Annotated in this window: 23 protein-coding genes; 11 read left to right on the top strand and 12 right to left on the bottom strand. The window is 56.2% G+C overall.

From position 1 onward, the window contains the following. Positions 1 to 60: 60 nt before the first annotated feature. Entirely contained in the window at positions 61 to 1,323 is a 1,263-nt protein-coding gene (locus ABX298_RS01425; RefSeq protein ID WP_367393979.1) for a hypothetical protein, read from the bottom strand. A 219-nt stretch (positions 1,324 to 1,542) separates the two neighbouring features. Between ABX298_RS01425 and ABX298_RS01420 the strand changes: the two genes are divergently transcribed. Next, on the top strand, positions 1,543 to 2,853 hold the full coding sequence (locus ABX298_RS01420) for an RES family NAD+ phosphorylase (protein WP_367393978.1): 1,311 nt from the start codon (positions 1,543 to 1,545) through the stop codon (positions 2,851 to 2,853). Between the two features lie 63 nt (positions 2,854 to 2,916). Here the strand turns inward: ABX298_RS01420 and ABX298_RS01415 are convergent, their stop codons facing one another. The 3 genes from ABX298_RS01415 to ABX298_RS01405 form a co-directional block, all read right to left on the bottom strand. After that, the gene (locus ABX298_RS01415) at positions 2,917 to 5,130 is read right to left on the bottom strand and encodes a hypothetical protein (protein WP_367393977.1); all 2,214 of its coding nucleotides are present in this window, start codon (positions 5,128 to 5,130) and stop codon (positions 2,917 to 2,919) included. A gap of 58 nt (positions 5,131 to 5,188) precedes the next feature. After that, positions 5,189 to 5,359 carry a hypothetical protein gene (locus ABX298_RS01410; protein ID WP_314969892.1) on the bottom strand — a complete coding sequence of 57 codons (171 nt, stop codon included), beginning with the start codon at positions 5,357 to 5,359 and terminating at the stop codon, positions 5,189 to 5,191. A 594-nt stretch (positions 5,360 to 5,953) separates the two neighbouring features. Continuing rightward, the gene (locus ABX298_RS01405) at positions 5,954 to 10,042 is read right to left on the bottom strand and encodes a P-loop NTPase fold protein (RefSeq protein WP_367393976.1); all 4,089 of its coding nucleotides are present in this window, start codon (positions 10,040 to 10,042) and stop codon (positions 5,954 to 5,956) included. Between the two features lie 240 nt (positions 10,043 to 10,282). Between ABX298_RS01405 and ABX298_RS01400 the strand changes: the two genes are divergently transcribed. After that, positions 10,283 to 10,555 carry a hypothetical protein gene (locus tag ABX298_RS01400; RefSeq protein WP_367393975.1) on the top strand — a complete coding sequence of 91 codons (273 nt, stop codon included), beginning with the start codon at positions 10,283 to 10,285 and terminating at the stop codon, positions 10,553 to 10,555. Beyond that, positions 10,552 to 11,028, top strand: a complete 477-nt coding sequence (locus tag ABX298_RS01395; protein WP_367393974.1) for a hypothetical protein — start codon at positions 10,552 to 10,554, stop codon at positions 11,026 to 11,028. Before ABX298_RS01400 ends, ABX298_RS01395 begins: the two co-directional genes overlap by 4 nt. 479 nt (positions 11,029 to 11,507) lie before the next feature. Here ABX298_RS01395 and ABX298_RS01390 read toward each other — a convergent pair whose 3' ends face one another. Beyond that, a complete protein-coding gene (locus ABX298_RS01390; RefSeq protein WP_367393973.1) occupies positions 11,508 to 11,804 on the bottom strand; it encodes a hypothetical protein in 297 nt (98 codons plus the stop codon). A 289-nt stretch (positions 11,805 to 12,093) separates the two neighbouring features. On the opposite strand from ABX298_RS01390, the gene ABX298_RS01385 reads away from it, so the two are divergent. Then, on the top strand, positions 12,094 to 12,285 hold the full coding sequence (locus tag ABX298_RS01385; protein WP_367393972.1) for an antitoxin Xre/MbcA/ParS toxin-binding domain-containing protein: 192 nt from the start codon (positions 12,094 to 12,096) through the stop codon (positions 12,283 to 12,285). A gap of 69 nt (positions 12,286 to 12,354) precedes the next feature. Here the strand turns inward: ABX298_RS01385 and ABX298_RS01380 are convergent, their stop codons facing one another. From ABX298_RS01380 to ABX298_RS01365, 4 genes are read right to left on the bottom strand one after another with little or no spacing between them, the layout of a single operon-like run. Continuing rightward, the gene (locus ABX298_RS01380; protein ID WP_367393971.1) at positions 12,355 to 12,768 is read right to left on the bottom strand and encodes a hypothetical protein; all 414 of its coding nucleotides are present in this window, start codon (positions 12,766 to 12,768) and stop codon (positions 12,355 to 12,357) included. Between the two features lie 20 nt (positions 12,769 to 12,788). After that, on the bottom strand, positions 12,789 to 14,864 hold the full coding sequence (locus ABX298_RS01375) for an integrase (RefSeq protein ID WP_367393970.1): 2,076 nt from the start codon (positions 14,862 to 14,864) through the stop codon (positions 12,789 to 12,791). Beyond that, on the bottom strand, positions 14,861 to 16,609 hold the full coding sequence (locus tag ABX298_RS01370; RefSeq protein WP_367393969.1) for a site-specific integrase: 1,749 nt from the start codon (positions 16,607 to 16,609) through the stop codon (positions 14,861 to 14,863). Before ABX298_RS01370 ends, ABX298_RS01375 begins: the two co-directional genes overlap by 4 nt. After that, positions 16,606 to 17,820 carry a site-specific integrase gene (locus ABX298_RS01365; RefSeq protein ID WP_367393968.1) on the bottom strand — a complete coding sequence of 405 codons (1,215 nt, stop codon included), beginning with the start codon at positions 17,818 to 17,820 and terminating at the stop codon, positions 16,606 to 16,608. Before ABX298_RS01365 ends, ABX298_RS01370 begins: the two co-directional genes overlap by 4 nt. 122 nt (positions 17,821 to 17,942) lie before the next feature. Here ABX298_RS01365 and dnaQ point away from each other — a divergent pair, with 122 nt between their 5' ends. Beyond that, positions 17,943 to 18,704: a DNA polymerase III subunit epsilon gene (dnaQ, locus tag ABX298_RS01360; RefSeq protein WP_367393967.1), complete on the top strand. Its 762-nt coding sequence runs from the start codon at positions 17,943 to 17,945 to the stop codon at positions 18,702 to 18,704. A 175-nt stretch (positions 18,705 to 18,879) separates the two neighbouring features. Beyond that, on the top strand, positions 18,880 to 21,129 hold the full coding sequence (locus tag ABX298_RS01355; protein ID WP_367394495.1) for an Orn/Lys/Arg decarboxylase N-terminal domain-containing protein: 2,250 nt from the start codon (positions 18,880 to 18,882) through the stop codon (positions 21,127 to 21,129). On the opposite strand, the gene ABX298_RS01350 is transcribed toward ABX298_RS01355, so the two are convergent. After that, a complete protein-coding gene (locus ABX298_RS01350; RefSeq protein WP_003261019.1) occupies positions 21,113 to 21,331 on the bottom strand; it encodes a hypothetical protein in 219 nt (72 codons plus the stop codon). The genes ABX298_RS01355 and ABX298_RS01350 overlap by 17 nt on opposite strands. 157 nt (positions 21,332 to 21,488) lie before the next feature. Between ABX298_RS01350 and ABX298_RS01345 the strand changes: the two genes are divergently transcribed. Then, positions 21,489 to 22,049, top strand: a complete 561-nt coding sequence (locus ABX298_RS01345; RefSeq protein WP_075045816.1) for an NADPH-dependent FMN reductase — start codon at positions 21,489 to 21,491, stop codon at positions 22,047 to 22,049. A 187-nt stretch (positions 22,050 to 22,236) separates the two neighbouring features. On the opposite strand, the gene ABX298_RS01340 is transcribed toward ABX298_RS01345, so the two are convergent. Beyond that, positions 22,237 to 24,309, bottom strand: coding sequence for a TonB-dependent receptor (locus tag ABX298_RS01340; protein ID WP_317409944.1), 2,073 nt, complete (start codon positions 24,307 to 24,309; stop codon positions 22,237 to 22,239). 220 nt (positions 24,310 to 24,529) lie between these two features. Here ABX298_RS01340 and ABX298_RS01335 point away from each other — a divergent pair, with 220 nt between their 5' ends. From ABX298_RS01335 to ABX298_RS01325, 3 genes are read left to right on the top strand one after another with little or no spacing between them, the layout of a single operon-like run. Then, positions 24,530 to 24,778: a LuxR C-terminal-related transcriptional regulator gene (locus ABX298_RS01335; RefSeq protein ID WP_367393966.1), complete on the top strand. Its 249-nt coding sequence runs from the start codon at positions 24,530 to 24,532 to the stop codon at positions 24,776 to 24,778. Positions 24,779 to 24,789: 11 nt separating this feature from the next. Continuing rightward, positions 24,790 to 25,137: a head completion/stabilization protein gene (locus ABX298_RS01330; RefSeq protein ID WP_075045813.1), complete on the top strand. Its 348-nt coding sequence runs from the start codon at positions 24,790 to 24,792 to the stop codon at positions 25,135 to 25,137. Next, entirely contained in the window at positions 25,130 to 25,492 is a 363-nt protein-coding gene (locus ABX298_RS01325; protein ID WP_075045812.1) for a hypothetical protein, read from the top strand. Before ABX298_RS01330 ends, ABX298_RS01325 begins: the two co-directional genes overlap by 8 nt. Here ABX298_RS01325 and ABX298_RS01320 read toward each other — a convergent pair. Continuing rightward, a complete protein-coding gene (locus ABX298_RS01320; protein WP_075045811.1) occupies positions 25,489 to 25,881 on the bottom strand; it encodes a helix-turn-helix domain-containing protein in 393 nt (130 codons plus the stop codon). The genes ABX298_RS01325 and ABX298_RS01320 overlap by 4 nt on opposite strands. Positions 25,882 to 26,081: 200 nt before the next feature. Between ABX298_RS01320 and ABX298_RS01315 the strand changes: the two genes are divergently transcribed. Continuing rightward, the gene (locus ABX298_RS01315; protein ID WP_075047021.1) at positions 26,082 to 26,345 is read left to right on the top strand and encodes an ogr/Delta-like zinc finger family protein; all 264 of its coding nucleotides are present in this window, start codon (positions 26,082 to 26,084) and stop codon (positions 26,343 to 26,345) included. Positions 26,346 to 26,411 lie beyond the last annotated feature (66 nt).

Below are 26,411 nucleotides of genomic sequence, written 5' to 3'. Positions count from 1 at the left end.
TCCAAATCAGAACGGGATTGGGGAGCCAGGATGGGCAGATGCTCACCCCGGCCTTGGGAGTCATTTCAGAAAATCGTGACCATAGAAGTCATGCTCGATAATGTCGCAGAGCTGGTCGATCAAGTAGGTCACACGAAGAGACGATGCGCGCGGTGTCCTGTGCTTTCGAGCAAGGGGTGTGTAGTCATCCGGCTCCTCTGTAGCCTTGCTTGTCCTGTTGCTTTGATTAACGAAAGCCTGCACACGAAGTCGAACCGCAGGCATCCATCCAGATGCGCCGATGGAGTCCTCTATCATGTACTGCGTCTGCGTAAAATCAGGGCTCAACCGTAAACCGCGCCACTTTTGCGATTTGTGGTATCGGTCATCTGCGAGTGATTGGTAGAGAAGCGGAGCAATTGATTGGATCAGATTGTTCACCAGCCACTGTTCGCTGTCATGCACAAATCCTGGGATTTGAATGATCAGGTCTGAAAACTCGTCAGTTTCGATTGTCAGGTCTCGAACGGGATACCCTGCAGCAAGTGCACCAGCGAAAATGGAGTCACGCTCGTTCGAGTTAGCGTATTGCTTCGCTCTCGCTACGGCCCCGTCATAAGCGTCGAATCCGTAGCTGACCTGATCCTTCTCCCATTCTGCCGCGAGCTCAGGGCCTAGGCTGTAAAGTATGCAGAAGGCCTCGAACTCTCCGCTCTCGGTGCCGAGTAAATTGGCTACGGCTGTAGGGGAGCCTTCCTCATCAACAGGCCTCAACCCTATTTGATAAAGGCTCTCGCAGAGAGATCGCGCATCGGGAAGAAACTTCGACCAGAGCTGCATGTAACGGTAATCGGAATCGCTGGGGAAGAATGCATCGGGCCATGCGAAATTGAGCATCCGTATGAATTGTTCGAACTGTTCTCGAATGTGCTGTGTAGGGCGCGGGCCTAACGGTCGACTCAGGCCCTTGTTGATAAGGTGCTCCACCTTGAAGCGTTCAGCTGCATGAGGAATTTCTTGGCTGACCTCGCCCCAATCTACGCTTTCAGCATGAAGCATGAGGTGTTCAATGATGACTCTAAGAATGGCTGGCTGGAACAGGCCGCGCGTGAGTTGGGTTGCCTGAAGCACACCAAATTGCTCGATCAGAAGCTGATTCGATTTTGAAAGCGCCTTGTCAAATGCCTTTTGGCCAGACTCGCTAAGCTCGCCCGTTGACATTGTCCGGGTGAACTCCTCCCATTCAGCGCTGCTCATTTCACTGGAGGCTTCGTTCAGCTGAATCTGAAGCATCAGCTGGGTGAGGTATAGCCCGGCAACTATAGTGGAAGGGACGTTCTGCACGAGAGCTTTCCTTGTCAAGTGGTGGATTGGTTTGACCAACAATCTGCAGCATCTGAAAGCCCGGCGACAGCTGACTGCCGGACGCCTTTGGAGGCTAGCAATATGCCATTCCCTAGTCCAGGCGCTGCGACTGACGAAAGCGCAACAACATTCTTCTCCTTCGTGATCCAGTATCATGAGGCCTGGGCCCTGTGGAGGGTTATAGCCATAGGAGGCTTTGTGTCGAAGTTTGTGTGCTCAGAATGTGTTGCTGAACGCTATCTCCAGGATTGCTGGGACTTCGATGAGATCGAGGAATGCAGTTATTGCCAGGAGGAGCGCGGCGCTGTGAGGCTTGAGGAACTCGTCGAGGCTTGTCGGGAGTCCGTTCGATCTTCGTTCGAACTGGTCGAGCAGCCGCCTTCTGTCTATATCCACAACCGCAATCCAATCGGAGAGCACTGGACGGATGTGCTTCATCGAATGCTGGGTTGCTCGGATGAGCTGGTGGGAAACATCGGCGAAGCACTTTGGGCCGACTCGGATGATGACGATCCCTATTTCAAAGAGGGGGGGTCAGCTAACGCTGACATGACTTATGGGTGGAGGGAGATGGAGCGTAGCCTCCGAGATGAAGCCCGATTTGTGAACCCCACTGTTACGCGCGTGCTTGAGCAAGTATTTGGAGCGGTCGATCAGCTCCATCTACGTGACTCCAAGTCAGCGATATTCGTCATCGGGCCTGGTCAGCCACTTCACACGTTCATTCGAGCCAGAGTGTTTTCTTCCGAGGGCAGTGTCGAGGAAGCGTTGCTCCATCCCGAGCGTTCTCTAGGGCCACCTCCGCCGGGGTTGGGGGCTGCAGGACGGATGAATGCCAAAGGGGTTTCCGTGTTTTATGGCGCCACGAACGATAGAACAGCCATCGCCGAGGTTCGACCACCCGTTGGAAGTTATGTGGTAACCGCTGCTTTCCAGGTAACTCGCCCCTTGCGCTTGCTGAATCTGGCCGCACTGAACGAGATACGACCGGATCATGCTCTCAGTTACTTTGATCCCAGGCGAGTTGAGCAGGCGAAACGCTGCGCTTTTCTCGCAAGCCTGCAGAAGCAGTTGCTAAAGCCGGTGATGCCTGAGCTGGTAGACCAGGGATACCTGATCACTCAGGCCATAGCAGACTTCTTATCAATGCATCCGACGCTCAATCTGGACGGGATCTATTTCCCGTCTATCCAGCTGGGCAAGCGTGACGATGAGGCGCCTGGGCACAACGTTATTCTCTTCAACAAGGCATCTGGTGTGCATCGTACCGAGTCACAATTTAAAGCCGAGTACGCCAGCCTGTGGGTACCTGCTGATGATACCGAGTACTACCATCCACAGATCTTTGCAGGGTTAAAACAAGAAGAGAAGGCGAGCTGGTGGATGGATCAACCGGTCGCTGCGCGATACGAGCCAGCATTGGAGCTGGATCGAGAGGCGATTCGAGTCCATCAGGTAAAGTGGGTGGATTTTGATACCGATGATGAGTTGGTCGAGTATCACCCTTGATCGTTTAGCGATCAGGTTCAGGAGCGCGTCAGGGCGGGCAGGTTGTCCCCCCTGACGGGATGATTAGGCGAGCTCCCCTTGTGCTTTTTTGGCCTTCTCCGCCTCAAAGCGCGCTTCTACCAAGGGTGGTCGAGCGTTGCCTTTGGCTACAAACTTAATGTCATCCTCAAAGAAGGACGCGATTTTCTTGACGGCATTGTCCAGGTAGATGTTTGGGGTCACGTAATCACGGCTGTATCGGCCCGACGAGTGATTCACATGCCAGACGGCTTTGCCTTCATCTTCAGTCCACCAGATTTCTCCAGCGATTCGGGCTGCCTGCAAGCCCGTCATGCTCGGGTGGCCGAGCTTGGGTACTGTAATGTCCTCAGCCACAAACAGACTGCCGTCGCGACCAATTGCCCAAATAAGATTGCGCATAACAGGATCAGCAACAATTTCCGGGAACAAGTCTGTGAGTTTTTCGCCCTTTGGATCGAAGCGGTGTTTAACTCCTTTGTGGCGCCCCTTGCCCGATTCATCAACCTCGCTGTCCTCAATTTTTATTGGCGCTCTGAGGGCGCCGTAGGTCTTATTGAGGTGGCTTGCATAGTCGACGTCGCGCTGCTCCAGCACTTTGACGAACGATCCATAGAAATGAGCTTTGTCAGCTTCAGGGTCGAAGCCATCAGGCATGCGAAGCAGTCCGAAGAAGAGCTCTGCGTACAGAGGATCGCTGACATAGACCCCGGATATGGCGTTGCCCAAGGGGATGTCCGTTGCATCTAAGAGAACCTTGAAGACCTCTGTATTGCCCCACACAAAATCGATTTCCCACTGGAGCCTGGCCATGGGGCTGGTCAGGAAGCGGATACGCTCCTCGCGCCATCTCTCCAGATCAGTTTCTGTAAAAATTATTTCCTCATCCGCATCGATCATCAGCCGTTCGTTGCCTTGGTACTTCATTTCGTGTTGGCGAACGTGCTCCCTCACCTCGGAAATCGTTGATAGCTTGATGTTGAATTTCAGCGTGTTCGATTGGAGAAGGTTTGCCGACGACCTCAACCAAGGATCGAGCCAGAAGCGGATTCGATCGGCAATGACTTCAGCCGTACCGTAGGCGTACTGGAATGGTAGTCGTGCCTTTTTATCTGCCGGTACGATGCAGGCGTCGGGAATGAGGATTTCGTTGGCGGGAAGCCAGGTTTTGCCGTTGTCCTCGGTTTTGCGGAAGGCAAGAGCCCAGCGATCGCGGTGCGCTAAAGGTGTGTCCTTGCCAAGTAAGTCTTTGAGCTCGACTAGCTCGACACGTGCGTAAGGCCCGAGCCGATCATCGTGAACATAGATCAGGTTAGAACCGACCCGGAAGTCATAGCCGAGTACAGTGATCGCGTGTCCACCTTCCTTGTTAAGGCTTATGACCTCGCGCTTTCTCCACCAGCGCCCTTGTTCAGACCGTTTCAGGCTGTGCACGTCACCTACCAGCACCAAGGGTAAGTCGCTGTCGATGTAGGAGGTGACGCAAGCACGAAACCATTCTCTGGATTCTTCCAGCAGGTTGCTCGAATGGTAGCGCAGCCCTTCGACATCCAGAGAGCGTTGAATCTGTTTGTTCGTCAGCTCTTTGTTAGGAAAGCCGTTGTTTGACCCCTCCACGAAGTTGAGCGCGTTCATCGTGATCTCGCTGCACGACGGAACGTGCTTTACATCGCTGCCCGGCAGCGCATGGAGGGCCGTCCAGATTGCAGTGGTGGCGCAGGCAGCCACGACCTTGTCCTGCTCCTGGAACGCAATTGAATCAACGTGCAACTTGATGCCAAAGAGATTCACATCGTATTTCTTGGCGATCTTCTTCTTGGTGCCGTCACCGATGCCTTTGTCGCCCGTGAGCTGCAAGCAGGTTTTACCAACAAAGGTGCGACTTAGGGGCTTCACAACCATGAAGCCCAGATAATGCTTCTGGAGCTTCTCGGGCGTGAGATCGTCGGCGGGACGTCCCTGCAAAAGAAGGTCAAGATGCTTGTGGTCTATGCTGTGGCTAAAGAAGTGGATTCGCCCGCACTCATAGCCGTCATTGCCGAAACGCTTCACGTAGTAGCGGGAGTAGTCCTCTAAGAACTCCCGATCAATGTACTCGGGCTCCAGGAGGATCGATACGCAACCGCGCTCAGTGAGGTAGTTGAACAGGTAGGTGATCTGATCCTTGGTGAAAATGTCGGCAAAGTCGTAACCGGTGCATTCACGGATCAATGCGCTGAGCGTAGCTTTTTGAAAGCTGGAAACGAGGTATGAAGTCATTATGGATCGCGCAAAAAAAAGCAGCCGCGCGGGCTGCTTTTTGTGGAACGGAAAGGGATTAAAGGCTGCAGGCTTTCGCGAGCACATCCGGCGTCATCGCTTGAGAAGCGAGCTGACGCTCTAGCTTCTCGTTCAGCGCATTCATGCGGTCACGTGCTGCACTCTCTCGCTGATCACGCGTTTCACCAACACGGTTGCGGATCTTGTCAAAGAGACGATCTGTCGTCATTCCGTCTAACTCCCTTTCTTCCTTACTGAGCGCTTCGCCTAGGACACGTCTTGGTGCGTGATTCAGGCATGCTTAAGGCGCCACTGGGACGCCTTGAAAAAATTCCGCGGATTATAGAGGCACCGCAACACGAGTCAATCAGCTTCTCTCACATTTGTCCATTCATCTGCTGAGACCCCGACGAACGACACCCGTTCACCGTTTCGATGCTCAATCCGCACGTTGCCGATCTGATGTGGGCGGAGTGAGGGTGCTCACGCTGCGATGAGGATCAGTGCGACACTTTTACTGATTAGTGTAAGGCGTGTGGCTCAATGTTGATGTCAGTATGGCATAAGGATGGCACCTCTTCGCAACCCCCGTCAGTGAGAAAGTAAGCACTAGACTGTGAGCTTGTCCTCGTTTGGAGGGTTGTGAAGCCCGCGCAAAATCCATGCGCGGTCGGTTTTTCGACTGGGTTGGACGTCCCTGTGCTGTGTGCCATTTTTACCAGCACGCTTCCTGGTGGCGATGCAGAAAAAATTCTGCATCCTGGACACTGACGACTCAGCCGAGCACGCCAACGCGACATCCGGAAGCCCCATCAGGTCAGGATCAATTCATGTTGATCCAACGTTTTACCAATCCAGCCATGGGGCGACTCGTCCCAAATGCAGTGTTGATGATCTTGAGATCGCCCTCCGACAGCTGAGCAGGCTTGAGCTCCTTGAGCAGGGCTTCGGTGCCAAGGGTTTTGGCCCAGGCTGCCATGAATCCCTTTGCGGTATCCGACGCGGCGTTGGGTAGCTCGCGCAGCAAAAGCCTTGCGTATGCCATGCGCTCTTCATGAGAACGCAGTCGATTTTTGATCTCGTGACGCAGATCGTTGACGGCGCCCCAGGTAAGGGGACTGTCTGGTATTTTGAAAAGCTGGATGGCGATCAACGGCAACTCTTTGGTCTCCTTCTCGTTCTTGTCAGCCTGAAGGATGTGGCCGTAGACACGCTTACGGTGTTCATCGTTGATCTCATTGCTCTGCAGTAACGACTTAAGATCGTCGAATGCTTCGATCTGCAGTGCACGACACCAGACCGTGAAGGCTAGGTCAGGATCGTTCAAATTCCCCATCGGGCCTTTGAGCAGTACCGCCTTACCCGCATCCACATACTCATTCACTGGGAGCTCGGGAATAATGGCTGTCCACGCTCGTTCCAGCATCCCAACCTGCGCTTCATTGCTGAAATCAACCGCGTCGGCTAGGGCTGCCATTTGGCTGATGGCCAGGCGTAGTCCTCCAGAAGTAAGGTAATCAACCGCCTCACCAGGGCGCTTCTGCCAGACGAGGCAAGCCGTTTCGATCAGTTGCGTGCGCTGTGTGTCAGGCACAATGCCGCTTTCGATCATGCTGGCCATCGAAGCCAAGGTGTGTTTCCCCACTACCTCTGGAGCTGTACCTGCGTGCTGTCTGGCCTCATTGAACAGCGACTGGGGTGAGTAGCCATTCGGGAGCTGAGCTGCTGTAGGCCAACGTCCAATGAAGTGTTTGTGCAGGTTGTCGAAGGCATCTTTATTCGATCTGGCACCGCTGAACAATTTTTGCAGCGATGGCCCCGCGAGTGCCGGCGTTGCTTGCAAGAGGACATGGGCGATACCCGGCATGAGCTGACGCAGATAGCTGTTCCAGTTTGGAATTTTTCCAGGGGCTGCTGATATAAGAGCATCGAGGTGTGGGCGAAGCAGCTTGCCGCCCCATTCCTCCAGAGGGATATGAATGGCCGCATCGGTGTAGAGATTCCCGTCTTGGGCATCAATCTGAATCTGTGCTACGAGTGTACCCAGTTGATTGACCAAGGCGGCTTGGTCATTCTCATTGAGCGTTCCGAATACCTTGAACACGAGAGTGCGGCACTCGCTCGGTACGCTTCTGAGGGATCCGCTGATCCAATGATTCACAACTCTACCGAGCCCGCTTGGGTTATCCAGAACGAATTTCTGAAGCACCTCTGCAGCGTCCTGGGAGTGACCTTCGGAGGTGCTCAGGCTGATGGCAAGATCAGCATAGCTCTCCAGGCCCTCATCGTTAAGGTACGACTTGCGTTCAGCGCCAAGATCAACAATCAAGCGGAATGCGCGTTGGAAATCGATCGGCTGGTTCTGGAAGTCTGCGACACGGATACTGAGTCGGGTCAGGCACTTCAACAGTTGCTCTTCGCTTGAGTACGGTACGTACCGTTCCAGTGCTTGGGTCACGCACTCAATGATCAGCGGATCTCCCATCGTCGTCAGATTGGTGATCTGCTCCCATAATACCTCACGGCTTTCGTCACCTTCGTTCGACAGGCGATCCCAAACGGCGCTGATTCGAGAGACAGTCTTCTGCATATCTAGCCCGTCAATCACATCGTCATCATCATGCGGGTCTTCGTGGCCGTGCAGCGCGGTGGTCAGCTGATTCACGTACGCCGTTCCAATCTCAGGCAGAAGGGATGGCTCGAAATCATCAACCCAGGCTTGAAGGCGGGCAAATGGGAGTGTGATGGAGCCCGATCCGGTTTTCACCGTACGCTTGGATAACCACGCCATCAGCCGATCTTTCGCGATGGGAGAAAGACCATGGGTGGCAAACACGGTGAGTGCAATCTGAGCTGCGCTCTCGACCATAGTGATGGTTTCTTCCACGTTGGGCATCTGGCCAGACCCCAGGCGCATGGAGCAGATCTTGTCCAACGTCAGTAGCTCGTCGATAAGCACCGAGGCGATTTGCTTTTGATCCGTTGGGTTGGAAACAGCGGCAATGCGCCCAATCTTCTCCACACCCAGCAGTGCACGCAGCTCGTTGGACGTCACGATATCGTTGCTCAACATACCGAGCACCAAGTCACGGGTGCGAATTGGCAAGCGATCAATGATGTCGGCTACTACACGCATGGCGTTGAACTTTAGCGTGTCTTCGGTGCGATGCAGTTCGCTCAACATACCGTGAAGCAGCTGAGTCTCTTGATCGCTCAACGACTCATTAGCGCGTGGTGAAAGCGCTTCCAAGAAACCGTGTGAATCACCAGAAACAAGGTAGCCATAAATGCGCGAGGCATGAGGGCCATACTGCCGTGTGGCAAAGTCCTCTGATAGCAGCAGTAAGCTTTGCAAGGACGCTGGCCACTGGATGCCGACCAAGCTGGCAAGGAACTGACGTAGGTCGCGTTGCCCTTCAACGAGGACAGTTTGTTCTTCCCCTTCTTGCTCTCCCTCCAGCTGTGTCACGTACCGTTTAAGCACGTGTAGCGTTTCCAGGGGCTCGTTCTTCAGCGGCGTTTGTTTCAACATCAAATTCGTAAGCCGTTGCAGCAGCTGTGGGTCGCCCTGAAGGTCTTGGTAGAACCCGGGAAAGCTCACGCGCGCCGCGCTCAGCGCCCCAAGTGCTACGGGGTAGTTAGTGACGGCTCCTTCATGCAGGCCGCCTGGCCGCTCACTTCCAACGGCATCCCGCTCTCGTTTTCTTGCCAGCCACCAGGTCTGGGTAAATGCGTTCACGATCTGCAGGGCGTTTCGAGGATCGGTGACATTGACGTGAATCATCCGATCCACCACCTGTTCAACCGAGGCACCTTTCTCGGCAATCTCTTTAACCAGCTCTGGAAAGCCTTTGAGCTTGGTTAGCGCAAACTGGCGCATGTCACTTCGCGGTGGAGGAGGGATTTCCAACCTGAATTGGAAGATGCGATCGAGGTAACGTCGCGCATCGGTCGGGTTGAAGACGGAGCCAGGTTGTTCGGGGTTGCCACGTCGGCGTGAGAGCGCATCTGCAACCTTGCCCTCATCGCACGAAATCACGAACACCAGTCCGAGATTGTCGGGCAGCTTGTTGACCGGAATTTCCATGAACGTACGCACTGCATCCAGGCCCAGCACCATTTCTTCCGCCGAGAGCCGATCCAGGTCGTCCACAAATATGACCAGACGCTCATACGGCACGGCATTGCTCTTTGTGGCTTTGAACTTTCGCAGTTGCTTTAACAGCATATCTTCGTACTGTTCAGCACTGGCGCTAGGGAGATGCACGCGCGTGATGGTGTTGGTAGGACTGACCGCCGATGGTTTCATGACCTTGATCAGATAGGCGTAAATGCCCGTGACCGCTGCAACGAAAAGCGCTTGGACAACACTGTTGTCGAGTGGCAGCCACTTCAGTCCTGCGGCGATGAACAGCAGGTAGCTGATGATGGCGATCAGGAATGCCGGCACCGGTGCTACCCAGCTCAGTAGATGCTGCTTGGTTAGCTCTCCTACGCTCTTGGGGACTAGTTCTGTGTGTGTGACATTGCGGTAAAGGTCATCATGAAGTTTGTTCTCGTCGCCGCCTAGCTCCAGGAACACATGACGCAGCAGGGCGCGTTTGATGTCCTGTTCCTTTCCACCGAACCGCCAGGCGTTAAAGGTGATGCTCTTAAATCGCTGACTGCGCGGGCGGCGCCCACCCACGATCGAAGTGTCATCAGCCAGGGTGTGGGTGTACATCTCCTTGATGGAGCTCTTGCCGGTACCCCAGCCGCCTAGCAGGCCAATGCTGAATGGCGGTCGATGACCTTCATCCTCGATCAGGCTGCGTAGAGCCTGCGCGTAGTGTCGGTGCCCAAAGGCATCATCCTCTTCCTTTTCGATGTGGCGATCCAGCACGGCAGGCATGGAGCGGCGTGTATCTAGCATCCCGTCTTCCCTAGTGAAATATGGCATTTAGCTATCCGGGGAGCTTACTTGCCCTGCCAATTGCTCGCTAGAGGGTGTCGCCGCCACACAAGCTTTGGAAGGGGCTGATGCGGCGTGCACCGATTTCCAGATACGGCCAGATAGGTGGGGGGCAGACTAGATGCAAGATGGCCGTAACGGGCAATGTAAAGGTCTCAGGATGGGCTAGGCTGAGCGGTATAAACTTGCAGAGGTGTTGGCATGAATCTGGATAAGCATTCCCGAACAATTACGCTCCATTGCCCAACCTGCGCAGGTACTGCCTTCGAGAGCGACTCTCCTGAGAGCCACAGCGTCACTTGCGTCGGATGCGACCGCGTGATCAGTAGGGATGAGCTGCGCCGGGAGAACGAGGAGAATATCCAGGCGCACCTGGGTGAGATCAAAAAGGAGGTCTCCAAGGCGGTAGCTGATGATCTTCGTAAGCGCCTGCAAAACGCGTTCAAAGGCAGCAAGGGCTTCAAACTGAAATGATCAACATCACCGTCGACTCCGGCGACATCATCGCCACCCTGGCCTTGCTTTTCTCCGTGTACGCAACCTTTAAAACCGTACAGTTCAACAACCGGCAGCAGGAGGTCATTAAGAGCCAGGCAAAGCTCAATGAGCTGCTCCTGGATAAGGAGACGGCTGGGGTGGAGCTGGAAAAGCAGGCCGATCTGGGGGCGGCGTTTCTGAAGCTTGGCAATAGTAAATATCGGTTGAAAGTGTTCAATAAGGGCAAGGCGCCTGCGCATCATGTGACAATAGAATTTCCCGAGGGTAACGAGGTTGTCTCTGAGGGCGACATCAAAAGTAAGTTCCCGCTCCAGTTTCTGGACGTGCATCAGAATGTCGAGTTAATTGCGTCGGTGTATATTGGAAAAAAGCCGAAGCACTTGGTTAGGCTCGAATGGGATGACGGTCGCCCTGAAAGAGTGACGAAAGAGATGTGGGCAACGCTTTAGCTTATTGAGATATATTGCGTCGCTTTCAGCGAGTTGCGTGCGATTTTTTTAACTTAAACCGCTTGTGCATTGCTTTACCCCATTTAGATAATGGATCTATGCATGAAGAGGTGAAGGAAGTGGCCGTTCGAGACCTAGAGGTACTCAATGCCGATCTGAAGGATATATTTGGCTGGCGAGTGGAGGTGGCGCCGCAACGAAGTAAATATGAGGCTCCAGGGTTTCATCTCAAGCTCTATCGCATCGCAAACCCTTTGCAGCCGGGAAGCAAAGACCTCTATCGTAAGCGTCTGGCAGTGTCATCTAGGCGGCGACGCTAAGAAGAGATGGTGCCCGTTTAGTGTGCTGTAACGTCTTCCAGTCAACAAGCAGCGCAGTCTCGCTAGGGTGCCGATGCTGACAAAGAGGCTACTAAAGACGGGCTGCTACCCCGTCACTGGATTCCGGCCCAGCTCACGCAAGGTGAATTGGGCGGACGCTTACACCGATATATCATCCTTTGCGACCAGACCGAGATTGCCGGTGAGATCTTGGCCATCCTCGCTGAACAGATGTTGAGAGCGCCGCTCCTGCTTGAGGTAAGCCAATGTTTGGAAAAAGCAATCCTCACACAGGTGCAGTTCATAGCGCTCCCCGTCATGGGCAGCGCCATAGCCCCAGTGTGCTTGTAGGGTGCCGAACTGATGCCCGCCAATATCCAAGCGGGTTGAACAACGGCATAAATCGCATACGACATCAGTTACGGTCTCGACTTCGACTCTTCCGGTGATTTTCATAGCTGACTCCTGCAAACGCCTCTGACTGTTACTTTCAGCATACAGCCTCAAGGAAGGAACGTAGGCTAAGGGTGATCGCGTCCGCTTGAAAATACGAGGACACCATCAGATCTGGGTTGTCAGGCGCCCGCAGGGCTCCAATCCTACCGTCGGAGAGACTGATGTTTTAGCCACTGCCCCCTTTCGTCCCTGAGGTCATGCACCCACAGCAAGTGGTCTAACATGGTGCCGTGAGCATTACCTGCAGTTGCTCAGATGGAGTAGATACTCACCTAAGGGAGGGGAAATCATGGACTACGTCGACGCAATTCGCAGGGAGGCCGAGAGGGTCTTTGAAGATAAAGCGAGAGCAGCCGTTTGGCTTACTCAACGACGCACGGCGTTCGGTGACCGATCCGCGCTTGAGCTTGCTCGGGATCGGGCTGGGTATCAGCAAGTCCTTGAAACCATCCACTGTCTGGAGCACAGCTTTGGAAGCTGATAGTGACCTTTGCTGAGGCCCACTTTTCAGTATTTTCAGCCTCGTCAAACCTCGTTTGGTGGCGTCTAGTTACTTCTTAATGGTTTGGATCGGTTTCATCAAATCGTGCTTTTTCAGGCCGGCTAGCGTCGCGTTGTGAACGATAGTTCGAAAGAGTTCTGCGAACTGGCTATTCACCATGTTCAAGCGCTCAATCTCCTTTTCTAGGCGAGCTATTCGCTCTGCGCCGTCCTGGATAGTCTTAGGTCGCGGCAGGTTCTGAACTCTCTCGATTTCCTTTCGGAGGGCGTCCTTTTTGGCCTGGTAAGCCAGCTTGATAGTGGTCTTCTTGTTGAGCGCTTGTCGGGTTGGCGGCGTCGCCCAACCTAGAATTTCCTGGGCGCCCAAGCAAATCGTATTCCAATCCAGTTTGTGTTGGGTGTCCCACGTGTTGATCATCCTACAGATGTCGCGAGTCTGCTGATCAGTGATGACTTTAGGCATTGCGATAAATCTCTGTCATGTCACACAAGCATCTCTAACAGTTCGACCAGGTCATCCCCGTATTCCAGAGCCAGTTGCTCTTTATCGAGGAGCTGAACACCCGCTTCCTTAGCTTTCTCTTCCACAATAAGGGCTTCGTGGCTGAAGTCCGTACCGATCATCTGGATGGGCGAGCCATCTGGGATGGCAGGGTTCTCCATGATGCTGATTAGCTCTGCAAGGCGCTGAATTTGTGGTGTCGCCTTTTGCATCCAAAGCGATGCTGAACGCTCTCCTGCATCGACTGCGCGCTTCGCTGCTTCCCACGTCTTAACCATGTGGTCACGGTCGTTTTTGACTGCAGCGAGTGCAATCTTATCACCCTTGCACGCCAAGAGCTCAGAGCAGTTGGTACAGTCCGCGAACTTGATGCAAGGCCCGGCGCCCCAGCTTCGTCGGCAGATCCCGTAACGGCTGCGGTGGAATGGGCCATGTCCGTAAGCATGAGCCTCGACTTGGGTTACTGGAGTCAGTGTTTCGTGCTCTTGCTTGGTACCCATGAGCGAGGACGTGCGCTCTCGCTTTTGCTCTGCAGTCTCGTGCAAATACGTTCTGGTTTGAGTCTGCGACGCGCGTGAGCTCCACTCTGTAATCACATCAACAGTGACCCCGTGTTGTCTTGCCAGCTCATTCACGAAGTGCCTAAGGCTGTGGGGGTTCAGTGCGATAGGGTCGTAGCCGTGCTTGGTGAAAAAGCACAGTGGTCGCTGGTTCTTTCGGTCGGCTTTGATAGTGCCGTCCAACCGCTTGCGATAGTGGTCAGCTTTGAACGGGGCAAGTAGCACGGGGCTGGTACTTACGCGGACTCCAAGCTGCAGCTTCCTGAAGCACATCAGAGATTCGCTCATTTTGAGCGGTTTGAGTTCACCGTCGGGTTTCTCTTGATACGGGAAGTGGGGGTTGAGCTTGCTGTGTTCGGCAAGCACGATTTGCCAGAGTGAGTTGAGGGTAAACCCAGTAAGCGTGTAAGTGCCTGTATATTTGCGAAGGAAGTCTTCGCATGCCCCTGCGTGCATGTAGCCAAGGGCTTGAGCGACTTGATTAGGCGTCAACACCTGATCGTCGGGCACATCAGGGCAGTTGTCATGCCGGTAGAATTTGGCAGGGTTCGTCTCCAGGTAACGGGCCAGCCTCCGGCCCTCATCCGTGATGCTTGTAAGCCGATCCACTGCCTCCTGGGCAACCTCTGCCATCGTAGTTGGCACGGCCTTGCGCGTGTAGCTGCGAGTCTTGGGCACGTAGTAGGCTAGATACCGCTGTAGGGTACCCTGGCTGTCGGTGTCCGATCGTAAGCAATCTGTCCGCCAGCGTAATGTCTCGCCGATCCTCATGGGGGCCGACAGCAACAGTGCAGTAAGCGAGGTGACCATTATGTCACTGTCATCCAGCTGGCTAAGCGATTGGCTGAACACGTCTGCGATGCTGAGTAGGGCATCCTGGTCAGCCAACTTTTCCGCTTTCACTTCCGCCGGCGCATTAGCGCCCCGTAGCGCGTGATACGACGCCTGTTTTACAAAAGGATTTGTCCACCGTACCACCTCTGCGGGCACAATTAACTTTTCCGACAGCAATTTCAAGATCTGTAGCAGTGCTAGAACGATGTTCTGTCGAGCAGCGATGTCCTGTAGTGACTTTGTAGCTTCCAAGAAATGGCTTTCTGTAAGCTCAGCAATCGATGCCTTGCCATTCACATCGCTTCTAAGCGCCTTATCCAGCGCGCGAAAGGCTTGTAGCTCACGTGCAGCATTTTTGTGAGGGCTTATAGTGTGTCTATAACTAAGATAGGCTTTGCAGATATCCTGCATTTCCGTATCCATGAGCTGTTCAGTTGTCGGTACCGCCGCCGGATGAACATTTGCGTGCTCTTGCTTGGTAAACCTCAGTCGAGAGTTGTCTTTGTTCACGTCCCGCCAGTAGTATGCATCCCAGCTATAGTCCGGCGCGTGCGTAAATACGGTAAGGTTGTTGCGACAATAAGCGATGAAATTTTTAAGGTTGGATGAGGGGCTAAGCTCGGGGTTAGGGTTGAAGCTAACAAGTTTGAGATGAGTGCTCATTGGTCATCTTCTTTTTTATATGTTTGTTCTTGCTGGTCTTGTCGAGGCTTTTGTTCGCGCTTTATCTTGCACAACTCGATGCAGCGTTCCACAGCGCGAATGTCAGCAGAGAGGTCGATTGGTATAAGCAGCTTGCGCATACCGCCTACCTTGAGCAAGTCTCGTTCTTGAGACTGCCTGTAAATCAGCGCTTCAAGTACCTCTTGGTGGGGAGCATCCACCAAGGGCTCGAACTTGTTGCAGCGATAGCACGGAATCGGAATAGATGTGGTTGAGCAAAAGCTGAGCTTTCCACAGTGGCCTACATAGCGTAGGTCGTATCCACTGGGAAACTCCAAGCGCTTGCTCGGGTCATTGGCATGTGTTGCCTCGGCGTCGGTTGCGATGATTCGGCCTTGGAATGCCATGGCCAGGGGGGTGAGACCTTTGGACATTTTTTCATCTAGGTGACGAGCCTCTTCGGCTGGATCGCTGTAATAGGAGTCGATCGCTGTAGGATCGTTATGTCCGAGCCAGTAGGACAGGATGGGTTTGGGTACGCCTTGTCTCGCTAACTGACGAGCACGCGTGTGTCGCAGACGGTTAGCGGAGACGAGGATAGGTTTTTGGGTGCGCTCGCTCAGGGGAAGCGGTGGAGCGGATACTCGATCTTTTGTTGCCTTGCTATATATATCAAGTTGAAGATTTTGAGTGAAGGCGATCGTGCGAAGTACTGGGTTTGCACGAACATGGAATAGCTCGTGATGGAGGTGCTCAATCGGATTTAATGCAAGACTGTTAGTTAGCCATTCTATTGATTTTCTTACTCGTGATGCAGTAGTGAAAACGGGGAGCTTATCTAAATCAGATTCGCTTAGCTTGACATTCAGCGCTTGCTGGAAAATTTGTTTAATGGATTTTTTTTGAATTTGAAGCAAGTGCCACAAGTGATTCGCAATGGGGTGGATCTCGGCTTTGCCTCCTCTGAATTCACTTTCCGAATCCTTTTCTTTTGCCGCAGGGAAATGAATTTCATTCTCTTGGAGTTTTTTTAGTTTTTTGTTGGCGCCACATTTAAGGTCGCAAAATTTTAGGCTTCGAAGCTGAGTAGGGCGGCGCGCATATTGCAAAGAAAGCAAGCGTATAAGCGTAGATTGAGTGCATCCAGTTTTGTCGAAAAAGTCCCAAGTGGTTCTCAGAACTGCATCATACTCGTCTGGAGTAAGCCAGCTTTTTTCAGGGTCATCTGACTGGACATTATTTGACGAATATCTCCTGCTTCCGGTTTGCGCAAGTAAGTTTAGAGCTTCGCTGTCAACTAATCGCGAGAATCTTTTTTGAATGTGCTCAAGAAATTTTAGGATCTGTGCTATTGAATGCCGAAAGTTTTCATTCTCGATTGAGACGCTTGCCCATTTTAAAGTGAATGTCCTGCTAGGGTGCCGCGCAAGTGAGGTTCTTAGGCTATGCATCATCCCGAAAAAAGTGACGTTCGAAACGGTTTTGCTTTCTGCATACTGAAGTGCGAGATTTTTGAACTCGGATCTTGCTTCAGTCGTCATAAGTGAGAGTGCAGCATGAAAGTCAACGCCTGCCTGTCCGAGATAGACAAGCTTGTCGTTTTCCCAGAAAATTCGCCCATCAAAAGCTGTGCGAGCAGTTGCTGCAAGATCTAAGGCAACATCCTCAGGGTTTACTTTTGAGGAGTAGGTCAAGGACTCAGCATCAGCTATTTTTTGTTCTAATTGTGTAGATGCTTTTTTCATTTGCTTGGTCGCTCTGTGTCGCGGGCAATTTGTTGGCCAACTTCCATAGCCTTGGCTTTGCGGTGTCGCAAGTTGTATACCTTGGCCATGTCTGAGCCAGGATTCCAGCCCATTAGTGTTTCGCGGGCTTCGGCCTCTTCGGACTCTGTGTAGCCTTCCGCGTCGGCGAGAAGCGAGAATCGATAGTTCCAGTCATGGCGAAATGCATGTGGGTGGATTTCGCTTCCTAGGTCAGGGAACAAACCACGGAAGTATTGGAATGCTGAGTTAAAACCATTAATACTCAGCGGGTTTCCTTGAGTTCTTCCTCGGCGATGCACGCAAAAAAGAAAATCATTGTCGCTGTGTCCCACGTTGGGCAACTCAGAACGGTACAGGGTTTGATACTCAATGATCTGGCTTTCTAATCCCTCAGATATTGGTAGATCCCGACCGAGCGTTTTGGCGACCGGCTGATTGACACGGCGGTCGTATTCATCTGAATGATTGGTTTCGATGGAAAGGTATGCACTATCTCCGCCGCTTGCTTCCACAAAATGCTTGATTTTAAGTGAGAGCAATTCACCGCGCCTCATTCCAGTTTCATACAGGATTCGTAGCATTACAACGTTGCGCAGTCGTGTTGCGCGATTGGCAGTATGCATAACATCTTGATATGGATCGTTAAAGATGTGGAGCAGTTTTGCACGGACATTTTCGGACAGCTTGTCCTCCAATGTGTGCTGATTTTTTCTCGCCTTTGAACCGATCCGCTTAAGGGTTTTGGCTTTTAAGCTTTCGACTTGGTCATTCACCAGTTGGCGGACTTCCTTGTTGTTCCGCTTAGGCAACAACTGGTCGGTTAGCCAGCATAAGTAGGCGGTAATGTAGAACCAGTAACCATTAAACTTTGCGCCGCTTATCAACTGTCCGTTCCTACTTCTTCTGCTCACCTTGACATGGCTTGCCAGGTCATCGATTTGATGAATAGACAGCAATTCACCAATAACTAGGTTGTCTTCCAAGCTCAACCCTCGATCCCGCTCCCATTCGCACAAACGACGGATCGCGTCCAGCGCTGCTACCTGCGTCTGGTGGGTGTTGTTCTCCCGCAGGTGCCTCGAAAGGAAGGCAGAGGGATAGAACAGTGGGATGCCGGGTGCGTCGGCGCTAAACAGGAGGGAGAAGCGCTCGCCCGATTTTGAAATGTAGGACTTTATTGAAAAGGTCATTTTTACATTTTGATCGGTATGTCAAGGTAGGGCAAGTTCTGTTTACATTTTTTTGCCCCTTGGAAACGAAAAATCTCCCGTGGTATCATTATTTATAAGGTTTTGGTAGAGAGAAATGCATCATGGTTGACACAACTGCTCAGGTACGTCTGGTAATTCTCGATACCGAAACCACGGGTATGCCGGTCAGCGAAGGCCACCGGATCATCGAGATCGGCTGTGTCGAGGTCATCGGCCGGCGCCTGACCGGGCGGCACTTCCACGTCTACCTGCAGCCGGACCGCGAGAGCGACGAGGGCGCCATCAACGTCCACGGCATCACCGATGCCTTCCTGGTCGGCAAGCCACGCTTTGGCGATGTTGCCGAGGAGTTCTTCGAGTTCATCCAGGGCGCCACGCTGGTCATCCACAACGCGGCGTTCGACGTTGGCTTCATCAACAACGAATTTGCCTTGCTGGGCCAGCAGGACCGCGCGGACATTTCGCAGCATTGCACCATCCTCGACACCCTGCTGCTGGCGCGTTCGCGCCACCCGGGGCAGCGCAACAGCCTGGATGCACTGTGCAAACGCTACGACATCGACAACTCGGGCCGTGAGCTGCACGGCGCATTGCTCGACTCGGAACTGCTGGCTGACGTCTACCTGGCAATGACCGGTGGCCAGACCAGCCTGTCGCTGGCCGGGCATGGTGCAGAGGCCGGGGATGAAGGGGCGGGTGCTGGTGGCAGCGAGATTCGCCGTATTACCGGGCGGGCGCCCGGGCGGGTGATCATGGCCAGTGCCGAGGAGCTGGAGGCGCATGCCGAGCGCCTGGCGGCCATTGCCAAGTCGGCGGGTGGGCCATCCATGTGGCAGGCTCTGACCGAGACACCTGCTGGCTGATTTTTCGCCTGCTCCGGCCCTTTCGCGGGTGAACCCGCTCCCACAGGAAATCGACTGGCCTTGAATGCAATGCGGTCCCTGTGGGAGCGGGTTCACCCGCGAAGAGGCCTGCACAGGCAATACAAGGCTCAACTACCCTGAAATGGACGTCATGTCCTTCGGAGGTAGCCACCTGATGTACAAGGACCTCAAGTTCCCCATCCTCATCGTGCACCGCGCCATCAAGGCCGACAGCGTAGCTGGCGAGCGTGTGCGGGGCATCGCCGAGGAACTGCGCCAGGACGGCTTTGCCATCCTCGCCGCCGCCGACCATGCCGAGGCCTGCCTGGTCGCCGCCACCCACCATGGCCTGGCCTGCATGCTGATTGCCGCCGAGGGCGTCGGCGAGAATACCCACCTGCTGCAGAACATGGCCGAGCTGATCCGCCTGGCCCGCCTGCGCGCCCCCAACCTGCCGATTTTCGCCCTGGGCGAACAGGTGACCCTGGAAAACGCCCCCGCCGAAGCCATGAGCGAGCTCAACCAGCTGCGCGGCATCCTCTACCTGTTCGAAGACACCGTACCGTTTCTTGCGCGCCAGGTGGCGCGTGCCGCACATATCTACCTCGACGGCCTGCTGCCGCCGTTCTTCAAGGCCCTGGTGCAGCACACCGCGCAGTCCAACTATTCCTGGCACACCCCGGGCCACGGTGGCGGCGTGGCCTATCGCAAAAGCCCGGTGGGCCAGGCCTTTCACCAGTTCTTCGGGGAAAACACCCTGCGCTCGGACCTGTCCGTTTCCGTGCCGGAGCTGGGCTCGCTGCTCGATCACACCGGCCCCTTGGCCGAAGCCGAAGCCAGGGCCGCGCGCAACTTTGGCGCCGATCACACCTTCTTCGTCATCAATGGCACCTCCACGGCCAACAAGATCGTCTGGCACGCCATGGTCGGCCGCGACGACCTGGTGCTGGTGGACCGCAACTGCCACAAGTCGGTGGTGCACGCGATCATCATGACCGGTGCCATCCCCCTCTATCTGTGCCCCGAGCGCAACGAACTCGGGATCATCGGCCCGATCCCGCTCAGCGAGTTCAGCCCCGAGGCGATCCAGGCGAAGATCCAGGCCAACCCTCTCGCCCGTGATCGCGGGCAGCGCATCAAGCTGGCGGTGGTGACCAACTCCACCTACGACGGCCTGTGCTACCACGCCGGCTTGATCAAGCAGACCCTGGGCGCCAGTGTCGAGGTGCTGCACTTCGACGAGGCCTGGTTCGCCTATGCGGCGTTCCACGAGTTCTTCACCGGGCGCTATGCCATGGGCACGGCCTGCGCGGCAGACAGCCCGCTGGTGTTCAGCACCCATTCCACCCACAAGCTGTTGGCCGCGTTCAGCCAGGCCTCGATGATTCATGTGCAGGACGGGGCCAGGCGCCAGCTGGACCGTGACCGCTTCAACGAAGCGTTCATGATGCACATCTCGACCTCGCCGCAGTACAGCATTCTCGCTTCGCTGGACGTGGCCTCGACCATGATGGAAGGGCCGGCCGGGCGTTCGCTGCTGCAAGAAATGTTCGACGAGGCGCTGAGCTTTCGCCGTGCCCTGGCCAACCTGCGCGAGCACATCGCCGCCGACGACTGGTGGTTCAGCATCTGGCAGCCGCCGAGCGCCGAAGGCATCCACCGCCTGGCCGCGCAGGACTGGCTGCTGCAGCCGGGGGCGGAGTGGCATGGCTTTGGCGAAGTGGCGGACGACTATGTGCTGCTCGACCCGCTGAAGGTGACCCTGGTAATGCCAGGCCTGAGCGCGGGCGGTGCGCTGGGCGAGCATGGCATCCCGGCGGCGGTGGTCAGCAAGTTTCTCTGGGAGCGGGGGCTGGTGGTGGAGAAAACCGGCCTGTACAGCTTCCTGGTGCTGTTCTCCATGGGTATCACCAAGGGCAAGTGGAGCACCTTGCTCACCGAGTTGCTGGAGTTCAAGCGCCACTATGACGGCAATACCGACCTGAGCGACTGCCTGCCGAGCGTGGTGGCTGCCGATGCTTCACGCTACCAGGGCATGGGCCTGCGCGACCTGTGCGACCAGTTGCATGGCTGCTACCGCGCCAATGCCACGGCCAAGCAATTGAAGCGGCTGTTCACGCGCTTGCCGGAGGTGGCCGTGAGCCCGGCCCGGGCCTATGACCAGATGGTACGCGGTGAGGTGGAGGCGGTGCCGATCGAGGCGCTGCTGGGGCGGGTGGCGGCGGTGATGCTGGTGCCGTACCCGCCTGGTATTCCGTTGATCATGCCGGGGGAGCGGTTCACCGAGGCGACCCGCTCGATAGTCGATTACCTGGCGTTCGCCCGGGCGTTCAACCAGGGCTTCCCAGGTTTCGTCGCCGACGTGCACGGCCTGCAGAACGAAAGCGGCCGCTACACGGTGGATTGCATCAGGGAATGCGAATGATCTCGACGCCGCTGCGCGCCAGTTCGAAGCGGTTTTCACCCAGGTGGTTGACCTTGTCGCCGATGGCCAGGCGATAGGTGGTGATGGGGGCGCCCAGCGTGCTGCCGTCGGTTTGCAGGGTCGACTCCTGGAACTCGTGCACGGGGTAGATGCGGCCTTCGGCGTCACGGGCGTGGAATTGGCCGACCATTACTGCTGCCATTTGGGTGGAAACCTCTGAATTACGTGGGAAATGTCTGCAGGCATAGACCGTGGAACAGCGTCGGAAGTTTTCGCCCCGCGGAAAAAAAACCAAAGCGCCGAGGAACGGTCATCTATAACTACAACGTCCCTTTACCCAGCAGAGGTTGGAAATTGCCATGAGCCAGGTGTATTCGGTAGCAGTGGTCGTCGGTAGCTTGCGCAAGGACTCCTACAACCGCAAGATCGCCCGCGCACTCTCGGAGCTGGCGCCGTCCAGCCTTGCCCTGAAGATCGTCGAGATTGGCGATTTGCCGTTGTACAACGAGGATGTCGAGGCCGAAGCGCCGCCGGAAGCGTGGAAGCGTTTTCGCGACGAGATCCGCCGCAGTGATGCGGTGCTGTTCGTTACCCCGGAGTACAACCGCTCGGTACCTGGCGGCCTGAAGAATGCCATCGATGTGGGCTCGCGGCCTTACGGGCAAAGCGCCTGGAGTGGCAAGCCGGCGGCGGTGGTCAGTGTGTCGCCGGGGGCCATTGGTGGCTTTGGTGCCAACCATGCCGTGCGCCAGTCGCTGGTGTTTCTGGACATGCCGTGCATGCAGATGCCCGAGGCCTACATTGGCGGCGCGGCTAGCCTGTTCGACGATGCGGGCAAGCTCAGTGACAAGACCCGACCGTTCTTGCAGGCGTTTATCGACAAGTTCGCTTCCTGGGTGAAGTTGAACAGGGCGGTTTGAGGCCTGTTCATTCGGTGTCAGCTTTCAAAGGGGCTGCTCCGCAGCCCATCGCCGGCAAGCCAGCTCCCACACCGACCGCGTTGGCTTTGGAGATTTGCTTCTTCAGGAAATTCACATGGATTGAGAGCGATGCGGTCGGTGTGGGAGCTGGCTTGCCGGCGATGGGCCGCACAGCGGCCCCGGCGGCCTAGCGGAAGCTGTAGGAAACCCCGGCATACACGCCAAAGCCTTCGCCTGGCGTCGAACGGGCCTCATCCTTTCCAGCATCGTTGTAGCCAGGTGTCACCGTCGCCGCATAACGCTTGTTGGTCAGGTTGCGCAGGTCCAGCCAGGTCTGCCAGTCCTGCTTCGGTGAATCCCAGCCCAGGCGTGCGCCGAGCAGGGCATATTCATCGGCGTGGTAACTGTTGGCGTAGTCCACCTGCACCTTCGACGCCATCTGCGTGTTCACCCCCGCGTAGAAACCGCTCGGCCAGTCATAGCGCAGCTCGGCCTGGTAGTAGTGCATCGGGATGCCCGGCAGGCGGTTGTCGCCGAACTTGTCGTCATCGCGGTAGTGGAAGTCACTGAAGGTGTAGGCCTGGCGCAAGCTCAGCTTGCCAGTGCCGGCACGTTCCCACAGGGTACTGTCGAGGCCGGCTTCCACGCCTTGGTGCACGGTGGCGCTGGCGTTGAATTCCGAGGTGAAGTTCGGCACCACTTCCACGGCCAGCAGCTCGTGGCGCACTTGCGAGTAGTACCAGGCCAGGTCCCAGCGGCCAAGCGCCGAATCGCCACGCGCGCCCAGCTCCAGGGTCGTGGCGGTCTGGTTCTGCATCTCGATCGGCTGGATCTGCTTGCCGCCTACTTTGGGCGAGCTCCAGATCAGCGACCACGGGTGAGGTGGCTCTACCGAGCGGCTCAAGTTGCCATACACCTGCAGGTCCGGGCTGATGTCATAGCGCAGCCCCACGCGTGGCGCATAGTCCCAGTTGTGCATGCTCACCTTGCCACCCTCGGCAGGGTAAGTGACATCACTTTCACGACGGGTATAGATCATCGCCAGGCCTGTGGTCAGCCACAGGTTCGGTACCAGCTCCAGGTCATTGCCCACATGCAGCACGGTGTCCGAGCCCTGGTAGGTGAAGTCACGGGTACGCTTGCCGAACACGTCGCCCGTGCGTTCGAACTGTGAAGCACCACTGTTGGGCAGGTGCTTGGTGGTGCGCCAGCCGACAGTGGTCTTGCTCTCGTGGCCGAACAGGGTGTCGCGGCGGAAGTAGTTCAAGGTGCCGCTCACATCGGTATAGGCCACCTTCAGGCGCATCGGGCCTTCGCGCAGGTCCATCGGGTAGTCGTGGTAGACCAGGCCAGCTTCCAGGCGCGCATCGTCGTCGAGGTAGAAGGTGGTCTTGTTGCCCACCCAGGTACTGCCCGGTTGCGGGCGGCTGTCGTCGCGGGCCAGGTAGGCCGGGTTCGCGGCGCGGGGGTGGTGCTTGATCTGCTCCTTGGTCAGGCGCCCGGCCAACTCGTTCTCGGTTTCCCGATAGCGCAGGTAGAAGCGGGTTTCCAGGTTCGGGTTGAAGCGGTAGCCGACGTTGGCGGCAACCCCCTTGGCGCTGCCGCTGCTGTGCGCCTGGTAGCCGTCATATTCCGAATCGGTCAGGGCCACGTAGTAGTCGAGGTTGCCCAGCACCTGCCCCGAGCTGATGTGCCGGTGCTGGTAGCCGCGGCTGCCGACTTCGTAGCGCACCTGCAGCGGCGCGGCGTCGTAGCCGGTGTGGGTGACGTAGTTGATCGCACCGCCAAGGGCGAGGGACCCGTGGTCGAAGCCGTTGGCGCCGCGCAGCACTTCGGCACGGCTCAGCCACAGCGGTTCGAACAGTTCGTAGGGCGTACCGCCCGGGCCGGTCAGGGGCAGGCCGTCGAACATCGTGTACACCCCGGAACCGTGGGCCCCCGGTGCGCGGTTGATGCCCGAACCGCGGATCGACAGCTTGATGCCATCGTTGCCCGCCGATTGCGCGAATACCCCGGGCTGGTAGGCAAGTACATCCTGGTTGCTGGCAACCCGGCCTTGCCCTACACGCTGCATGTCCACCAGGTTGCTGGCGCCCGGCACTTCGTGCAGGCGTTCGCTGGCGGCGGTCAGGTCGTTCTGCTCCTCATCGGTGATCAGCACCTGGCCCAACTCGACCGAAGGTGCCGCCAGGGCGGGCTGGGAGGCAGCGAAAGCAGCCAGCAGGCCGAGGCAGGATGGTGGGGGCAAAACGCAACGCATTGTACGACTCCAGGCGAAAGGCGAATGGACAACGGCGTTGAGACGAGCGAAATGCCGCTTGGAGCACGAGGAAAGTCGACAAATATCGCGCAACCTTCGTCAGACGGTTTTGTACGAAAGTTCTTTACAAGCCGTAGCGATGGAGCAGGGCGACCCGCGCTTCGTAAGGTGATTGCAGACCGGCAGCGATGCCTCGCTCAATCACCCGTGGAGTTCAAACATGACTGACAACGCACGACACTCGCAGCACCCCCTGGCGGACGCCCCGGTTCGCCTGACGCCACGTGAACGGCAAGTGCTGTTGTGGTGTGCCTACGGCAAGAGCTCGTGGGAGATTGGCCGGATCCTGGAATGCAAGGAATCGACGGTGAACTTCCATGTGTCGAACATCCTGCGCAAGTTCGATGTGCCCACGCGGGTGGCTGCGGTGATCAAAGCCATTCGCTACGGCATGCTGGCCGAGCAGTGAGGGGGTGAAGCATGGGCAACGATCCTCGGTTACCGCGTTTTGCCGACTGCCATGACCCGTTCTGGCCACGGGTGGACCTGGGCAGGCTGCGTGAGCGCCTGAACCTGCAGCGGCCTGTCAGTGAGGCTGCGCTGGAGGTGGCCGCACGCTGCGCGGCCATCGACGCGGCACGCGAATTCGCGCGCTGGCGCGCGGTGTTGCGAGAACGGGGCTACAAGCGCCTCGAGGATGTGGCCGGGCATGACCAGGGGCGTGCATTGCGGGTGTGCTACATCCGCTTTGTCGAAGCCGCGGTCATGCATAGCCTGGGCTCGACCGCCTACCTGCCCGCCGCACACAGAGGGGCTGCCCATGACTGAAGAATCTGTTTTCGACAGCCTGGCCCCGGCGTTGGTGGAGTTGCTGGGCGTGGATGGCAATGTCCTGTTTGCCGCGCTGCTGGGGGCTTTGCTGGTGAGCGCGGCGCGCGACCGGTTGATCACCAACAAGGCCAGGCGCCTGACGCTGGGCAAGAAACTGTTGCTGGTATTCGTGACCGTGGGGGTGGGCCACCTGTTCGAGCCGCTGGTCTCGTCACTGGTGCCCCTGCTGAGCCGTGGCATGGCGGCGTTCGTGGCTGCCGTGGTGGTGATCCCCATCAGCCTCAAGGTGATGGTCTGGCTGGATACCCTGGACCCGCGCGAACTCATCCAGCGCTGGCGCCGCCGGGGTTAGCCGCTGGCGGCATTGGGCGGGCGACTGGTCAGCGCGCTCAATTGCCGTTCCAGCTGCTGGATGCGTTGCTTGTCCTGGACCAGCAGGAGAACGGCCTGGCGATCGGCAAGCGACAAGGTGCGCAGGCGCGCGAGCATGTCGTGTTCCCAGCCGTCTTCGTCCAGGCCTGCGCGATGTCGTTCGGGTTCACCCAGCAGAAGCCAGTCCAATGAGCATGCGTATTGCCTGGCGATGTCTATGCATAGTGAATAAGGAATGCTGTCGCGCACCTTCCAGCTGCTCAATGTCTGCGGGCTGATCGAAAGCGCTCTGGACAGCTCGGCATCGGATTCCGTAGCGGTCAGAAGCTTCAGCCTGGCCAGCACCGAAGCAAGTACGTGGGTACTCATAACAAATATCCATGACTGGTTTAATGATATTCCATGGGCTTAAACTACTCGTTATGAATACAGCCCTGCGTTTTAAGGAGCGTTCCTGCAATGAGAAGCATCAAACTGAAGAATACACCTATATATGCAGCCAATACTGACAAAACCGGACGATTATTCTCACAGAAGGTAAGCCTGAACAATGTTTGCAGGTATTTGCCGTGAGTACATACAAGCTGGTTTGCCCGCATTGCCACAGCCGGATGCGCATACGCACCAGTGAAGGGCGTCATATTTTCCTGCGGATCGCCTATTTGCAATGCACCAACGAGGCATGTGGCTGGTCGGTGCGCGCCGAGTTCGAAATGACCCATGAACTCTCGCCCAGCGGCATGCCCAACCCGGAAGTGTACCTGCCTTCGGCCAATGGTGATTTACGCAAGGCAGCGCTGCCGGGGTCCGCGCAGGACAATCCCGGTAAATGAGCCTTCATGCTCACGGATAAAAAGCGCGCAGATAAAAAAACACCCCGCATGAGCGGGGTGTCTTGT

The sequence above is a fragment of the Pseudomonas sp. X4 genome, assembly GCF_040784925.1.
GTDB classification, from domain to species: Bacteria; Pseudomonadota; Gammaproteobacteria; order Pseudomonadales; family Pseudomonadaceae; genus Aquipseudomonas; species Aquipseudomonas putida_Z.
The sequence above is the reverse complement of the archived record's forward strand: the minus strand, read 5'-3'. Positions and strand labels throughout refer to the sequence as shown.

Bases quoted from the DNA above. Each gene is read 5' to 3' on its own strand.
- ABX298_RS01370 (WP_367393969.1), bottom strand. From the start codon at position 16,609: ATGAAAAAAGCATCTACACAATTAGAACAAAAAATAGCTGATGCTGAG.
- dnaQ (WP_367393967.1), top strand. From the start codon at position 17,943: ATGGTTGACACAACTGCTCAGGTACGTCTGGTAATTCTCGATACCGAA.
- ABX298_RS01405 (WP_367393976.1), bottom strand. From the start codon at position 10,042: ATGCTAGATACACGCCGCTCCATGCCTGCCGTGCTGGATCGCCACATC.
- ABX298_RS01350 (WP_003261019.1), bottom strand. From the start codon at position 21,331: ATGGCAGCAGTAATGGTCGGCCAATTCCACGCCCGTGACGCCGAAGGC.
- ABX298_RS01335 (WP_367393966.1), top strand. From the start codon at position 24,530: ATGACTGACAACGCACGACACTCGCAGCACCCCCTGGCGGACGCCCCG.
- ABX298_RS01395 (WP_367393974.1), top strand. From the start codon at position 10,552: ATGATCAACATCACCGTCGACTCCGGCGACATCATCGCCACCCTGGCC.
- ABX298_RS01400 (WP_367393975.1), top strand. From the start codon at position 10,283: ATGAATCTGGATAAGCATTCCCGAACAATTACGCTCCATTGCCCAACC.
- ABX298_RS01365 (WP_367393968.1), bottom strand. From the start codon at position 17,820: ATGACCTTTTCAATAAAGTCCTACATTTCAAAATCGGGCGAGCGCTTC.
- ABX298_RS01385 (WP_367393972.1), top strand. From the start codon at position 12,094: ATGGACTACGTCGACGCAATTCGCAGGGAGGCCGAGAGGGTCTTTGAA.
- ABX298_RS01410 (WP_314969892.1), bottom strand. From the start codon at position 5,359: ATGACGACAGATCGTCTCTTTGACAAGATCCGCAACCGTGTTGGTGAA.
- ABX298_RS01325 (WP_075045812.1), top strand. From the start codon at position 25,130: ATGACTGAAGAATCTGTTTTCGACAGCCTGGCCCCGGCGTTGGTGGAG.
- ABX298_RS01330 (WP_075045813.1), top strand. From the start codon at position 24,790: ATGGGCAACGATCCTCGGTTACCGCGTTTTGCCGACTGCCATGACCCG.
- ABX298_RS01355 (WP_367394495.1), top strand. From the start codon at position 18,880: ATGTACAAGGACCTCAAGTTCCCCATCCTCATCGTGCACCGCGCCATC.
- ABX298_RS01340 (WP_317409944.1), bottom strand. From the start codon at position 24,309: ATGCGTTGCGTTTTGCCCCCACCATCCTGCCTCGGCCTGCTGGCTGCT.
- ABX298_RS01415 (WP_367393977.1), bottom strand. From the start codon at position 5,130: ATGACTTCATACCTCGTTTCCAGCTTTCAAAAAGCTACGCTCAGCGCA.
- ABX298_RS01375 (WP_367393970.1), bottom strand. From the start codon at position 14,864: ATGAGCACTCATCTCAAACTTGTTAGCTTCAACCCTAACCCCGAGCTT.
- ABX298_RS01390 (WP_367393973.1), bottom strand. From the start codon at position 11,804: ATGAAAATCACCGGAAGAGTCGAAGTCGAGACCGTAACTGATGTCGTA.
- ABX298_RS01345 (WP_075045816.1), top strand. From the start codon at position 21,489: ATGAGCCAGGTGTATTCGGTAGCAGTGGTCGTCGGTAGCTTGCGCAAG.
- ABX298_RS01380 (WP_367393971.1), bottom strand. From the start codon at position 12,768: ATGCCTAAAGTCATCACTGATCAGCAGACTCGCGACATCTGTAGGATG.
- ABX298_RS01320 (WP_075045811.1), bottom strand. From the start codon at position 25,881: ATGAGTACCCACGTACTTGCTTCGGTGCTGGCCAGGCTGAAGCTTCTG.